Source organism: Streptomyces xanthophaeus (assembly GCF_000725805.1).
Classification (GTDB): Bacteria; Actinomycetota; Actinomycetes; order Streptomycetales; family Streptomycetaceae; genus Streptomyces; species Streptomyces xanthophaeus.
Genome location: NZ_JOFT01000018.1, coordinates 13,843 through 26,743, shown reverse-complemented (window position 1 = coordinate 26,743; position 12,901 = coordinate 13,843). Strand labels below are relative to the sequence as shown.

The 12,901-nt window shown below is 72.5% G+C and carries 12 protein-coding genes; 2 read left to right on the top strand and 10 right to left on the bottom strand.

The genetic code is table 11. The features are described 5' to 3' along the window. Window positions 1–127 precede the first annotated feature (127 nt). Window positions 128–757, top strand: coding sequence for a hypothetical protein (locus IO30_RS0112630; protein ID WP_031142354.1), 630 nt, complete (start codon window positions 128–130; stop codon window positions 755–757). A gap of 127 nt (window positions 758–884) precedes the next feature. Here IO30_RS0112630 and IO30_RS0112625 read toward each other — a convergent pair whose 3' ends face one another. The 7 genes from IO30_RS0112625 to IO30_RS0112595 all read right to left on the bottom strand — a co-directional run bounded on the left by IO30_RS0112625 (window position 885) and on the right by IO30_RS0112595 (window position 8,086). Then, window positions 885–1,550, bottom strand: a complete 666-nt coding sequence (locus IO30_RS0112625; RefSeq protein ID WP_031142352.1) for a hypothetical protein — start codon at window positions 1,548–1,550, stop codon at window positions 885–887. Window positions 1,551–1,609: 59 nt separating this feature from the next. Beyond that, window positions 1,610–2,320, bottom strand: a complete 711-nt coding sequence (locus IO30_RS0112620; RefSeq protein ID WP_031142351.1) for a ribonuclease HII — start codon at window positions 2,318–2,320, stop codon at window positions 1,610–1,612. 311 nt (window positions 2,321–2,631) lie between these two features. Further along, window positions 2,632–4,587, bottom strand: a complete 1,956-nt coding sequence (locus IO30_RS40375; RefSeq protein WP_078904656.1) for a DUF4153 domain-containing protein — start codon at window positions 4,585–4,587, stop codon at window positions 2,632–2,634. A 362-nt stretch (window positions 4,588–4,949) separates the two neighbouring features. Beyond that, the gene (locus tag IO30_RS0112610; RefSeq protein WP_031142347.1) at window positions 4,950–5,867 is read right to left on the bottom strand and encodes an ADP-ribosylglycohydrolase family protein; all 918 of its coding nucleotides are present in this window, start codon (window positions 5,865–5,867) and stop codon (window positions 4,950–4,952) included. An 11-nt stretch (window positions 5,868–5,878) separates the two neighbouring features. Next, window positions 5,879–6,538: a histidine phosphatase family protein gene (locus IO30_RS0112605; protein WP_031142345.1), complete on the bottom strand. Its 660-nt coding sequence runs from the start codon at window positions 6,536–6,538 to the stop codon at window positions 5,879–5,881. A 73-nt stretch (window positions 6,539–6,611) separates the two neighbouring features. Continuing rightward, window positions 6,612–7,217: a YdbC family protein gene (locus tag IO30_RS0112600; protein WP_031142343.1), complete on the bottom strand. Its 606-nt coding sequence runs from the start codon at window positions 7,215–7,217 to the stop codon at window positions 6,612–6,614. Window positions 7,218–7,249: 32 nt separating this feature from the next. After that, window positions 7,250–8,086 carry an arylamine N-acetyltransferase family protein gene (locus tag IO30_RS0112595; RefSeq protein ID WP_037893869.1) on the bottom strand — a complete coding sequence of 279 codons (837 nt, stop codon included), beginning with the start codon at window positions 8,084–8,086 and terminating at the stop codon, window positions 7,250–7,252. A gap of 304 nt (window positions 8,087–8,390) precedes the next feature. Between IO30_RS0112595 and IO30_RS0112590 the strand changes: the two genes are divergently transcribed. After that, window positions 8,391–9,623, top strand: a complete 1,233-nt coding sequence (locus tag IO30_RS0112590; RefSeq protein ID WP_051902176.1) for a cytochrome P450 family protein — start codon at window positions 8,391–8,393, stop codon at window positions 9,621–9,623. Window positions 9,624–9,668: 45 nt separating this feature from the next. On the opposite strand, the gene IO30_RS0112585 is transcribed toward IO30_RS0112590, so the two are convergent. From IO30_RS0112585 to IO30_RS0112575, 3 genes are all read right to left on the bottom strand, one after another. Further along, window positions 9,669–10,355: a DUF6215 domain-containing protein gene (locus tag IO30_RS0112585; protein ID WP_031142336.1), complete on the bottom strand. Its 687-nt coding sequence runs from the start codon at window positions 10,353–10,355 to the stop codon at window positions 9,669–9,671. Between the two features lie 148 nt (window positions 10,356–10,503). Next, window positions 10,504–11,646, bottom strand: coding sequence for a hypothetical protein (locus tag IO30_RS0112580; protein ID WP_031142334.1), 1,143 nt, complete (start codon window positions 11,644–11,646; stop codon window positions 10,504–10,506). Next, window positions 11,643–12,779: a hypothetical protein gene (locus tag IO30_RS0112575; RefSeq protein ID WP_031142332.1), complete on the bottom strand. Its 1,137-nt coding sequence runs from the start codon at window positions 12,777–12,779 to the stop codon at window positions 11,643–11,645. The genes IO30_RS0112580 and IO30_RS0112575 overlap by 4 nt, the downstream gene beginning before the upstream one ends. Window positions 12,780–12,901: the final 122 nt, after the last annotated feature.

The following is a 12,901-nucleotide window of genomic DNA, read 5'->3' as shown; positions in this document are numbered from 1 at the left end:
ATCCTCCGGAGCCACGCGAGAATCGGAGTGCTCCCGCTCGGCTCCCCGGCACTCTCCTGGGCCGTGCTGCGGCGCGCCCACACTCCAGCCGTGCCCGCCCCGCGGGCGTGTACCCGAAGGGAGGACCGTGACCTTCGGATTCGCCCCGCCCTCGACCACGTCCCTGACAACGGCCACCGGCGGTTCCCACCGGCACGGCAGACGACTGGAACCCGAGGAGTGGACGGCCGCCGGCATCCCGCTCCTGCGCAATCCGCGCGAGGTCGTCAGCGGGCTGCACTCGCGGCACAGCCCCGTCCCGTCCACCGCGGTGATCGCCGTCCTCGACCCGGAGGACCGGCTCGTGGCGAGCGCTTCCTTCGTGCAGCGGTCGGCCTCGGCCGACGGCTGGGACTACCGCAATGCCCTGCTGTCCCGGCTCCGCCGGGTCCTCCCCCACGACCTGCGGCGCCGGACCCCGGTCCGGACCGCGGTGCTGCTCTACTGCCGCGAGGGCGACGAGCAGTGGACCGAGGAGGACGGGGCCTGGATGTGGGGGCTCCGCGACGCCTGCACCCTGCACGGGCTGCGCTGCGGCGCGTACATCACGCTGACCCGCGAAGGATGGCAGGTCCTGGGGGAAGGCCGGGGCGGCCGACAGCCCAGTTCGGACTCGCGGCCCCAGCGGCTCGGCGACACCTCGGCCGAGTTCTCCCCCTTCGCCCTGCACACCGGCGGCGGTGCGGCCGACGCCCTGCGCCGTACCGCCGCGCGCTGACCTCCCGCGCCGGTACGTGCGTCACGCCGGTGCGTACGAGGACGGACGTACGGCCGACCGCGCTCCGGGCTTCAGCGGGGCCGGCCCACGGCCCGCCCCGCCCCTCGCCCTCACCGGATCCGGAGCGTCAGACGCCCGCACCCAGCACGGAGTTGATCTGCTGCACGTCGCCGCACACGATCAGCAGCGTGCCGGCCCGCGTGAGCGCCACCGGCAGGGCGCCGGCCATCGCGTCGACGGGTCCGCCGTTGGCCGCGAAGACCACGACGGCACGGCCGGCGGCGCGCTCGGCCTGGGCCGCGTCCGCGTAGAACACGTCGTCCCGGGCGTCGTGCAGGGCCCAGTAGGCGGCCTCGCCGAAGGACAGCTCGTGGGCGGCCCACGGGTGCGGGTCGCCGGTGGTGAGCACCAGGATGTCGCCGGGCGCGCGCCCGGTGTCGAGCAGCAGGTCGACGGCCTCTTCGGCCGCGTCCAGCGCACCCTCGACCGAAGCCGGGATCAGCTGGATCTGCGGCACTGCCGCCGAGACGGACGGCGCGGTGGGGGCTGCGGGAAGGGTTCCGGGGGCGGCCTGCGGCGCGCGCTGCGCGGGCGGTGCGGGCCTGGGGGCACCTCCCGCGCGGCTCGCCGCTGCGGGGGAGGGACCGGGGCGGCCGGGCCGCGGGACGGCGGCGGGACGCGGACCAGGTACGGGGCGGGGGGTCTGCGCGGTGCGGCTCGCGGCCGGCGTGACGCGGGGACCCTGGGCACTCTCGTGAATCTGAGGCTCCTCGATGGCGGGGGTGAGAGGCATGAGTTGATTTCTATCAAACACCGGTACGAAACGTACCGGCCGTCGGTGCGTGGGTGCGATCAGAAATCGAAGCCGAGTTGGCCTCCGTTTTCCAGCTCCACCGCTTCCTCGCTGCGGCGTACCTTCTTGAGGTGACGCCACTGGGGCAGCGCGTCGAGGTAGGACCAGGAGAGCCGGTGGTACGGGGTGGGCCCCAGTTGTTCAAGTGCCGCCCGGTGCACGGGAGACGGATATCCGGCATTGGCAGCGAATGCGAAATCCTCGATTCCGCCGCCTTGTTCACCGAGTTCGGCCATCATCCGGTCGCGCCGGACCTTGGCGATGACCGAGGCGGCGGCGACGGCGACGCAGGACTGGTCGCCCTTGATCACCGTGCGGACCTGCCAGGGCACGCCGAGGTAGTCGTGCTTGCCGTCCAGGATCACCGCATCGGGCCGCACGGGCAGGGCCCCGAGGGCACGCTCCGCGGCGAGCCTCAGCGCAGCGGTCATCCCGAGTTCGTCGATCTCTTCGGGGGAGGCGTGGCCGAGGGCGTACGCGGTGACCCAGTCCTCCAGGATCCCGACGAGCGCATCACGCCGCTTGGGGGTGAGCAGTTTGGAGTCGGTGAGTCCCGCGGGCGGCCGGCGCAGACCGGTGACCGCCGCGCACACGGTGACGGGACCGGCCCAGGCCCCTCGCCCGACTTCGTCGACCCCGGCGATGATCTTGGCGCCGGTGGTTGCACGGAGGGAGCGTTCGACGGTGTGGGTGGGTGCTTCGTACGGCATGGCGCCAGCAAGGTTACGCCGCCCCGCGCCGCCTGCACACCCCGGCCCGGCTCCGGGCCGGGAAACGGCCCGTGCATTCACTCCCGCACACTGCCGCATGCCACACCCAGACGGCCCGTGGGGGCGGCCCGCGACGCACGGACGGGGCGGGTCCGGTCGGACACCACCCCGTCTGATCAAGGCGTCAAGGTCACCCAGCGCACGCTGCCATGGACGCCCGGGGCCACCGGAGTCGGTCCCGCCGGAGAACCGGTTCACACATACGAGGTCGCAGGTGTGAACCGGCGTCGGGCGTACCGGTGGCGGTCGCTCTAGTACTCGGTGCGGCTCCCGAAAGCACCCATGCGCGAGCAGACCTCGTACGAGGCCGTCACCGGTCGCTCGCGCAGGATCTTCCGGGCCCGGTACTCGCCGAGGCTCATGGCGTACCAGGGGACGTCACCGGCCCTGGACAGCTCGTCGTTGATCCCGCGCAGGGCGCAGGAGCGCAGCGGCTCGGGCAGTCGGTCCAGGCCGGGCGCCGCATCCGCCGACAGCGACTGGAAGTAGGCCAGGTCGATCTTGCCCTTGTCCTCGTAGCGGGCCACGTTGCTCTCGGCGATCATCCCGTCGGGGGACAGCAGGCCGAAGACGAGGACGGCCGCCGCCGAGCTGCCCACGATCGCACGCGGCAGCCAGCTCGCACCGAACACCCCGGCCGCCATGATCAGTACGATGACCAGCCCGAGCCACAGCTCCATGGCGGCCACCGAAATCCTCAGCTGGGTCAGTCCGTACGCGTCCACGTAGAAGTCCATGCGGCGCAGAGCGGAGGCGACCACGACCAGCGTCATGGCGCACAGCACCCCGAGCACCACGCGTACGAAGCGCCGGTCCCCCGAACCGCCGCGCGGGGCCCAGCGCAGGGCGAGCGCGATCACGGCGAGGGTGAGCAGGGTCGCCCCGAGCAGCTGCCAGAAGCCCTGCCTGGCGTACGCGGCGTAGGTGAGGCCGGTCCTGTCGATGACCATGTCGTAGCCGCCGAACAGGACGGCCAGCTGGACGGCGTTGAACCCGGCGAAGAGCAGGTTGAGCACGATCAGCGGAAGGGCCCATTCGACGCGGGACCGCGCCTTGCCGGGAGCCACCTTGATCCGGTCCCAGCGCAGGGGGGCGGCTGCGGCCCTGGCGGCCGTCAGCGCGAGGAGGACACCGAAGAGGAAGAGCGGGATGCGCAACGGCCCGTCCCCGAGGGAGATGTCGGGCATCAGGTCGCCGAGCAGGTCGGCGAAAGCGGCGTCGGCGGAGGCGAACAGCGTCCCGAAGAGCATCAGCAGGGCCAGGGCGACGGCCACCGCCTTGGCCACGGGCAGCCAGCGGTCCTTGCTCACGCCGCCGCGCGAGCGCAGCCCGGTCCAGGTCCAGCCGAGGCCGGACACGGCGGCGTCGAAGAAGCCGAGGGGGCTCAGCAGCACCCCGGGCCAGGTGCGGCTGCCGTGCAGGGCCAGCGCGCCGAGCAGGGCGGTGGAGAGGATGGCCAGCGTCGACGGCCAGGCGGAGTCCCGCAGGGCGGGGACGGCGAGGAGGGCGACGCAGCCCGCTACCCAGGCCAGCGTCCAGGGCCGGGCGCTACGGCCGGCCGCGCGGGCGGCGACGTACGCGGCGACCATGGCGGGCACCGCCGCGAGCAGCAGGCCGGGGCCCATGCCGTCGCCGAGCAGGAGGGCGAAGGCGAGGCCGGCGACCAGGGCGGCGACGAGGGTGGCGGTGCGGACGGGTGCGGCCTCGGCGGGGCGCACCAGCCGGGTCCAGGCGGGCACGGCCGCCGCCTGGGCGGCGGCGCGCTGGCGCTGCAGGTGCTGGTGCGCCTGCCAGGCCTGCCAGGCGGCGGCGTCCGCGGGCACCCCGGGCTGCATCCCGGGCCCGGCGGCCTGCGGCCCGGCCGGCTGCGCGGGAACCGGGGCAGGTGCCGAGGCGGGTGCGGAAGCAGAGGCAGGTACCGGTGCCGGTACCGAGGCCGAAGCAGGTGCCGGTACGGAGGCCGGTGCCTGCGCTGAAACTGAACCCGGTACCGGAGCCGAAGAGCCCGGAGCCGAAGCGGGCGCCGGAGCCGGGGTCGATGCCGGAGCCGAAGAGGCCGGTGCAGATGCCTGGGCAGTTGCCGGTGCCTGAGCCGAAGAGGCCGGTGCAGATGCCTGAGCAGATGCCGGTGCCGGGTCCGAAGGAGCCGGTTGCGGGACCTCCGGTGCGGTAGCGGGCGCGGCAGCAGACGGTTCGGCCGGGGCCATTGCCTCCGGGGCCGTGGCCGGGGACCCTGTGGGCGCCCGGTCGGCACCGCGTTCTCCCGGTTCCGCCCCTTGGACTCCGCCCTGCCCCGCAGCCTCGCCCCCGGCCTCGCCCCCGGCGTTCTCCGCGGCCTTCGCGCCGTCCGCCCCGTCGGTGTTCCCTGACATCGGGTTTCCCCTCCCCTGTCGGCCGCCCCCGGCATTCCGGTGGAGACGGCGAAGCGGACAGAGTAGGTCGCTGACGTGGGGTTTCTATCGATCCCGGGGGCCCCTGTGGCAGGACCGTGACAATCACATCGGTCCGGACCACCCGGCCCCGGGCGGCTCGGGCACGTACCCCGAACCACCTCCGGGGCCCGGCAGGTTCAGCGCGCCACGGCCTCCGGCAGCCAGGCGGGCAGGGCCTCGGTGCGCTCCAGCCACGCGGCCGGAAGCACCGCGTCCCCGCGCGCTCCCAGCACGCCGCCGACGATCGCGCAGGTGGTGTCGACGTCGCCGCCCACCTGCGCGGTGGTCCAGAACGCCCGCTCGTAGTCGTCCAGCGACCGCGCCGCCGACCACAGGGCGAACGGCACCGTGTCATGGGCGCTGGTGCGTCGCCCGCAGCCCAGCACCGCCGCGACCGTGGTGGCGTCGCCGTAGTCCAGCATGTCGCGCGCCCGCCGCAGCCCGGCTCCCACCGCGCTGCGCGGGACCAGTGCGATCACCCCGTCCAGCAGGTCGGCGGCCTTCGGCGGCCCTGCCGGAGCCGCCGCCAGTGCGGCCGCCGCCGCGACGGCCATCGCACCGCACACGGCCTCGCGGTGCTGGTGGGTGGTGTAGGCGGAGATCTCCGCCTGGTGCGTGGCCTGCTCCGGGTCGTCGGCGTACCAGGCGCCCAGGGGTGCGATCCGCATGGCGGCGCCATTGCCCCAGGAGCCCTGCCCGTTGAAGAGTTCGGCGGCCAGGGTGCGCCAGTCCGCGCCCTCGCGGATCAGGCGCAGCATGCGGTTGACGGCGGGACCGTAGCCGCGGTCGAAGTCGTGGTGGTGGGCGAAGGAGTCGGCGAGCGCGTCCTGGTCGATGCGTCCGTGCACGGCGAGGACGGCGACCACCGAGCAGGCCATCTCGGTGTCGTCGGTCCACTGCCACGGATCGGCCCCGGAGGGCAGCTCGCGCCGCTTGAGCAGCGGGTAGTTCACGGGGACGAAGTACTGGGAGCCCAGGGCGTCCCCCAGGGCCAGCCCTCGGAGGCTGGCCAGGGCGCGTGCGTAGCGCCGTTCTGGAGAGGAATCAGGGGTCATCGCGGGTCACTCTAGCCGTCCAGGTCATAAGGCTCGGGTGTGGTCCACCGCTCAAACGGGCGGTCCATCCGGTACCGGCCGTCCGGGCCGAGCATGAGGATCCGGTATTCGCCGTTCCCGGGGTTGGACAGGGCCTCGAACTCGGCCACCGACCAGTGGAACCAGCGCATGCAGAACAGCCTCATCGTCAGCCCGTGCGTGACCAGCAGGACGTTCTGGGGATGGTCCGCCGCCTCGAAGCTGCGGTAGAGGCTCTCCAGGAAGGACCCGACCCGGTCGTAGACGTCCGCCCCGGACTCGCCCTGGGCAAAGCGGTAGAAGAAGTGCCCGTAGGCGTCCCGGTAGGCCTTCTGGAGACGCACGTCGTTGCGCTCCTGCCAGTTCCCCCAGTCCTGTTCGCGCAGCCTCGGCTCCTCGCGCATCCGCACCCGCGTGGGGTCGAGCCGGAGCTCCCGGAAGGTCTGCAGGGTCCGGCGGTACGGGGAGACATACGCGCTGATGGTCTCCTCGCCGAAGAGCTCGCGCAGGCGTGCGCCGGCCTCCCCGGCCTGCTCGCGTCCGTTCCGGGTGAGCCTCAGGGCGTGGTCGGGCTCCCGCTCGTAGACGGAGTCGTCGGCATTGCCCTCGGACTCCCCGTGCCGGACGAGGACGATGCGCCGTGGTCGAACCATGCCTCGACCTTATTCGGCCATCCTCGGGCGGGCCGACCGGGCACGCCGATCGGCCGGGCCGATCATCGTACGGTCATACGGTCCAGGAGGGTTCGAGGTCGACGACGTCGCCGGTGAGGGCCTCCACATCGGCTTGGATCTGGGCCCGCAGGGACAGCCGCTCGACCCGCTCCTGCCGGTACTTACCGTGCTCCGCGGCCGCGTGCCACATCGACAGCACCAGGAATTCCCGCCCGGGGGCCTCCCCGAAGAGGCCGCGGACCATTCCGGGCGAGCCCGCCATGGCCGGATTCCACACCTTCTCCTGCATGAGAGCGAAGTGGTCGACCCGTCCCTCCCGTACGCGGGTGTGCGCGACCCGGACGACGTCCGCGTCGGTGAACCGCGGTTCGAAGCCGGTCTTCACGTCGAAGCGGTGGTCGAAGAGGGTCACCCGCAGGTCGGTGTAGGTGCCGTTCTGCGCGGCGGCCAGCCGGTCGTGCGAGCGGGCCATGAAGGAGTCGTAGAAGGAACGGCTCTCCCAGAAGGTGAAGACGTGCGCGACCCCCTGCCGGCCTCGGCTCCAGCCGCCGCCCTGTCCCCGGAATCCCGGCTCGCCCGGCAGCCCCGCCCATTTACGCTGTCCGCGCTCGAACCCGCGTCGGTCCGTCACCGTGCAGCGAATCCACTTGACCAGCACGGCGCCATCGTACGGGCCCGGCGGGGCCCGGGTCAGTCCCCGGCCCGCTGGATCCGCACCAGTTCTGCCGCGTCCCGCTCGGGCAGCCGGATCCCGAACTCCTGGGCGAGCACGTCGAGCAGCCGGCCGGAACCGACGCCCTCCCGCTCGATCCGGCCGTCGGGGTGGATGCGGGTGAGCTCCCGCCCGACGAGTGCCCGGCGGGTGCGGGCCTTGTCGCCCGGGTGCTGGACGACCACCTGTCCGACGAAGGAGGACCGGGGGTGCGAGGAGCTGTAGTGGTTCAACAGGACGTAGTCGACGGGGTGGTACTGCTGCGGGGAGAACGCGTACAGGTCGCGCCACGCTCCCTCGCGCAACAGGGACAGCGCGAGGATCCCGTCCTCCTCCTCGCGGACCCGGTAGGTCCACTCCCCCTGCCGGATCTCGGGGCCGGGCCGCCCGAGGGGGACGGGCTCACGCGGCCCCTGATAGCCGAACCCTGCGTCGCACAGCCAGGGTTCGCCCTCGACGGTGGCGACGAGGACGGCATGCGTCACCGCCAGCAGGGAATCCCCGCGGGTGCGGTTGCGGGCACCGCGCCCGGAGACCTCGAAGCCGATCCGCTCCAGGGCAGCGGCCAGCAGCGAGTTCTGCTCGTAGCAGTAGCCGCCGCGGCCACTGCGTACGAGCTTGTCCTCGACGGCCTTGACGTCCAGCGCGACGGGGCGGCCGAGCAGGACGTCCAGGCTCTCGAAGGTGATGGCACCGGTGTGGGCCCGGTGCACTTCCTTCAACGTGGCGAGGTCCGGCCTGAGTTCCCGGCCGGCTCCCTCGTACCCGATGCGCTCCAGATAGGCGTCCAGGTCCAGCTCGTCACCGCTCCACATGTCTTCCCACTCCCCCGTCGCACGGCCGGGGCCCGCGATCACCGGCCCCGCACAATGATCAGCACGCATCGGGGCCTGCGCGCAATCCCGTCCGTCCCACGGAACGGAGGACGGACGGAGCACGGGCAGAGCGCAGACAGAGCCCAAGCAGAGCGCAGGCACAGGACGCACGGGGGACCACGGAAAGCGCCCGCCGCAGGTCACCGCCCCGACCTCCCGATCCGGTCCCCGCACATGGTCGACAGCGCCCGCCCCCAAGGGGTAAAAAGAGGCGCCCATGGGCGTGTTGACGGGGGAGTGAGCCATGTCCGACACCGGATCCGACACAGGAAAAGCGGCGCCGATGCTGCTGGACGACGAGTTCCTGCAGCACCCGCACGAGGCCTACCGGCGGCTCCGCGTCGAACAGCCCGTGCAGGAGGTCATCCTGCCGCGCGGGGTGAAGGTCTGGCTGGTCACCCGCTACGACGACGTGCGCGCCGTACTGACCGACCCGACCGTGAGCAAGGACATGCTGAGCGCCGTGCCCCTGCTGGAGCGGCATTCGACGTCCGAGGAGCCCCAGTCCTTCGCAGCCGAGCTGGCCCTGGCCGGGCACATGCTCAACACCGATCCGCCGCACCACACCCGGCTGCGCTCGCTGGTGAACAAGGCCTTCACCACGCGCAGGGTGGAGCAGCTGCGCGGCCGCGTGGAACGGGCGGCGGACGAACTGCTGGACGCGATGGCCGCGCACGACGAGGTGGACCTGCTGTCCGCCTACGCCTTCCCCCTGCCCACCACGGTGATCTGCGAGCTGCTCGGCGTCCCGGAGAGCGACAAGGAGGAGTTCCGGGAGGTCTCCACCACGATGACCTCGTCCGCGCAGCACTCCGACATGGCGGCCGCAGCCGTGGCCATGGCGGACTACCTGACGGCGCTGGTCGAGTCGAAGCGGGACAGCCCCGCCGACGACCTCCTCTCCGCGCTGGTCCACGCCAGCGACGACCAGGACCGGCTGACCGGGCCCGAACTGCGGTCGATGGCCTTCCTGCTGCTGGTCGCCGGACACGAGACCACGGTGAACCTGATCAGCAACGCCACCGCCATGCTGCTGCGCGACCCGGAGCAACTGGCCGCGCTACGCGCCGATCCCTCGCTGATGCCCGGAGCCGTCGAGGAGTTCCTGCGCCACGAGGGACCCCTCAACATCACGACGTACCGGTACACCACACAGCCGATCCGGCTCAGTGACGTGACCGTTCCCGCCGGGGAGTTCGTCATGCTCTCCCTGGCATCGGCGAACCGGGACGGGGCGCGGTTCAGCGACGCGGACAAGTTCGACATCACCCGTGACGCGGGCGGCCACCTGGCGTTCGGGTACGGCATCCACTACTGCGTGGGCGCGCCGCTGGCCCGCATGGAGGGCGAGATCGCGATCGGGAAGCTGCTGGAACGCTTCCCCGGCCTGGCCCCGGCCGGGGACCCGGAGAAGCTGCGGTGGCGGCCCAGCACGCTCATGCGGGGACTGGAGGCACTGCCGGTCCGGCTGCGGTGAGGCACACCGCCGGACCCTGACCGGGCCCCGCCCCTCCCGCGTACGTCATCCGGCGGTCCATCCCGGGACCGTCGGCAGTACCTGCTCGGCGACACGGAACAGTGCCGCGTCATCGGGCACCGTGCCGTCCTTGCGCCAGATGGTGACCTCGTAGGAGCCGCCGCCGTCCTTCGGGTCCAGGGCGACCACCAGGCTGCGGGCGATCCCGCCGGAGTGCGTGCTGCCCGTCGTACCGCCGCCGAAGCTGATCGCGATGGTCCGGTCCGAGTAGAGCACCGACGGGTGGCCCAGGACGGTGGTCTTCTGCGCGGTCGGCCCCAGCAACTCGGCGCTCCGGCCGACCGGCAGCTGGTCGTAGGAGGCGGAGAGCTGCACGGCGTACGACGTCAGCGAGACCTTGGCCTCGGAGGCGGCGATCTCGGCGCTCCTTCCCAGGCCGCCCCAGCGACCCTGGCCCCCGGCGGACAGCGTCTCGTCTCCCGGCGTTCCGAGGAGCTCCGGCAGGTCCGGACGGTTCAGCGCCGTGCACAGCTGCGCCCCGGAGACGTACTCCTGAGGAAGGACGTCCTCGGTGACCGAGCAGACGGCGGGCTCCCGGTCCACGGAGTAGTTCCCCAGCCTGTCCCCCACGAGCCACAGGCCGAACCCGCCGCCCCCGACCACCACCACCGCCGCGAGTGCCTGGGCCCCCGCGCCCATGCCCTTCAGCGATTCCGTCAGAATCCCCGCCATGTCCCCCACCCCTCGACGGCGCGACCGACGCGCGCGCTGAGGGAGCGTAACCGGTGATCGTTTGACGCGGTACGGGTTATCGCGGCGAGGTCTCCCGAAGCTGCGGGAGGGGCGCCGCGACGACGCCGACACCCCCTCCCATCAGCCACTACGTGACCGGTCCGGCGTCGCGATAGGCCCGCAGACCGAGTTCCGGTGCCACCGAATCCGCGAGGACGGTCGCCCGCCAGATCCCGGCCGCGACGCCCGCCCTGGCCGTCTCGCACCAGTCCGCACGGTCGATCAGGGCGAGATAGGCCCGCCGGGCCCCGTCCCACCGTGCCGTCAGCATGGCGTCGTCGGACCAGGCGGGGATCTCCCTGGTCAGGTAGTGGGCGACGTTGGCGGCCACGAAGTACCGGTCGATACTCGGACCCAGGTGGCCGATGTGCCGGGCATGGGCCTCCAGGAGCGCGAGGGCGTGCGGGTAATTGCGCAGGGAGGTGCCCATGCCCTCGCAGTAGGTCATCACGACGAGGATCTGCCCGGTATGGTCCACCACTTCGGCGTCGTCCCCGTAGTCCGCGATGACCTCGTGGAGCCCGGTCACTTCGGCGACGTGAGTGGCGAAGTAGCTGTTGAGGAAATCGCCGTCGGCAGCCCTCCGGAGGAGCCACGGCCGGACGGCCGGGTGCTGGTCCACCTGACGGCACAGGGTGTGGACCGCTTCGACCCGGCCCCAGGCGGTGACCCGGCTCGCCAGCCAGAGCAGCGGTTCGATCCCGCCCGGCAGGCGGTCCAGGGCCTCCACCGCGAGTGAGCCGAAGTCGTTCGAGATCAGACCGATGGTCTGGATCCTCGGGATGTCCTCCACCGTGCCGGCCTCGGCGAGCAGGGCCAGCCCGACGGCGACCGGACCGGTTTCGGTACCGTGCCGAACCAGCCACCGGCCGGCTTCCCGGGCCCTGGCTGCCGGGGCCCTCCGGGCGGCGTCACCGACGTTGTCCTCGTAGCAGGTCGACCCCGGCACGGCGCCGAGCCGTTCGGCCAACTCGCGTGGCGTGGACGCCGTGTCGTCGAAGTACGCGTCGAGAACCCGTGCGGCGTCGATGCCGTCCGTGCCGCCGGTACCGTCCGTGACACTCTCGACCGGCTGCTGCCGCTCTGTTCCCCGTCGACGGCGCTGCCAGTGGCGCCACGGGATGGTGCTGCCCGGATGCGGCCGGTCCGGTGTCTGCCGGTGCATCCGGAGGGCGTGCTGGTAGAGCGTGGTCGGGGCTTCGGGCAGCCTGGTCCCGGGAGTCTCGCTCATGGGCGGGCCCCGGCTGTCGGCCCGTCGTCGCGGAAGGCCCGAAGGCCGAGTTCCGGTGCCATGGAATCCGCGAGCCACTCCATCCGCCAGTCCCCGGCCGCAAGGCCCTCGCGGGCCGCACTGCACCAGTCCGCACGGTCGGTCAGGGAGAGGTACGCCCTCCGGGCCCCGTCCCACCGTGCCTTCAGCATGGCGTCGTCGGACCAGGCGGGGATCTCCTTGCCCAGGTACTGGGCAAGGCTCGCCGCCGCGAAGTACCGCTCGGGCGTCGGCCCCAGGTCTCCGATGTGGCGCAGGTGGGCCTCCAGCAGCGTGAGCGCATGCGGGTACTGGCGCAGGGAAGTGGCCATGCCCTCGCAGTGCTTCATGATGTGGAGGATCCGGCCCGTGTGGTCCACGACTTCGGCGTCGCACCCGGACTGCACGATGACCTCGTGGAGCCGGGTCAGCTGCACGACCTCGTGGACGAAGTAGCCGTTGAGGTGGTCCCCGTCGACGGCTCTGCGCAGCAGCCAGGGCCGGACGGCCGGGTGATCGTCCACGTGCCGGCACAGCGCGTCCACCGCGTGGACCCGGCCCCAGGCGGTCACCCGCTCCGCGAGCCAGATCAGCGACTCGACAGCGCCCGGCAGGCGGTCCAACGCCCGCACCGCCAGCGGGCCCAAGGGGTTCGAGAGCAGGCCGACGGTCTGGATGTGCGAGATGTCCTCGGCCGTGCCGGCCTCGGCGAGCAGGGCGAGCCCGACGGCCACAGGAGCAAGATCGGTCCCGTACCGGACCAGCCACAGGCCGGTTTCCCGGGCTCTGGCCGCAGGGGCCCTCAGGGCGGCAGCGCTGATGCCCTCGTCGTAGCGGCAGGTCACGGGGACATCGCGGAGCCTGGCGGCCAGCCGGCTCGGCGAGACGCCGGTGTCGAGGAAGTACGCGTCGAGGACCTCGGCGGCTTCGACGTTGCCGGAACGGTGGTCGAACGGCCCTTCGCGCTCCGGTCGGCTCCGACGCCGCTTCTCATCGGGAAGCGGGGCCCCGCCACGGAGGAGGGGTCCGTCCGGCGTCAGACGGTGCAGCCGCAGGGCATGGTCGAACAGCGTGGTGGGGTTTCCGGGCAGTCCAGTCCCGGGCGTCTCGCTCACAGGCGGACGGAGGACTCGATTCTCTTGATCATGTACCGAAGCCTGCCACCACCACCCCCTCGGCGACAAGCCCTTACGCCGCAGGGCGGTGGCGCCGGGACATCGGCACCAGCGCCCTGGGC

Bases quoted from the DNA above. Each gene is read 5' to 3' on its own strand.
- IO30_RS0112595 (WP_037893869.1), bottom strand. From the start codon at position 8,086: ATGTGGAGCGGTGACGAGCTGGACCTGGACGCCTATCTGGAGCGCATC.
- IO30_RS0112605 (WP_031142345.1), bottom strand. From the start codon at position 6,538: ATGGTTCGACCACGGCGCATCGTCCTCGTCCGGCACGGGGAGTCCGAG.
- IO30_RS0112580 (WP_031142334.1), bottom strand. From the start codon at position 11,646: ATGAGCGAGACTCCCGGGACCAGGCTGCCCGAAGCCCCGACCACGCTC.
- IO30_RS0112585 (WP_031142336.1), bottom strand. From the start codon at position 10,355: ATGGCGGGGATTCTGACGGAATCGCTGAAGGGCATGGGCGCGGGGGCC.
- IO30_RS0112620 (WP_031142351.1), bottom strand. From the start codon at position 2,320: ATGCCGTACGAAGCACCCACCCACACCGTCGAACGCTCCCTCCGTGCA.
- IO30_RS0112610 (WP_031142347.1), bottom strand. From the start codon at position 5,867: ATGACCCCTGATTCCTCTCCAGAACGGCGCTACGCACGCGCCCTGGCC.
- IO30_RS0112625 (WP_031142352.1), bottom strand. From the start codon at position 1,550: ATGCCTCTCACCCCCGCCATCGAGGAGCCTCAGATTCACGAGAGTGCC.
- IO30_RS0112590 (WP_051902176.1), top strand. From the start codon at position 8,391: ATGTCCGACACCGGATCCGACACAGGAAAAGCGGCGCCGATGCTGCTG.
- IO30_RS40375 (WP_078904656.1), bottom strand. From the start codon at position 4,587: ATGGCCCCGGCCGAACCGTCTGCTGCCGCGCCCGCTACCGCACCGGAG.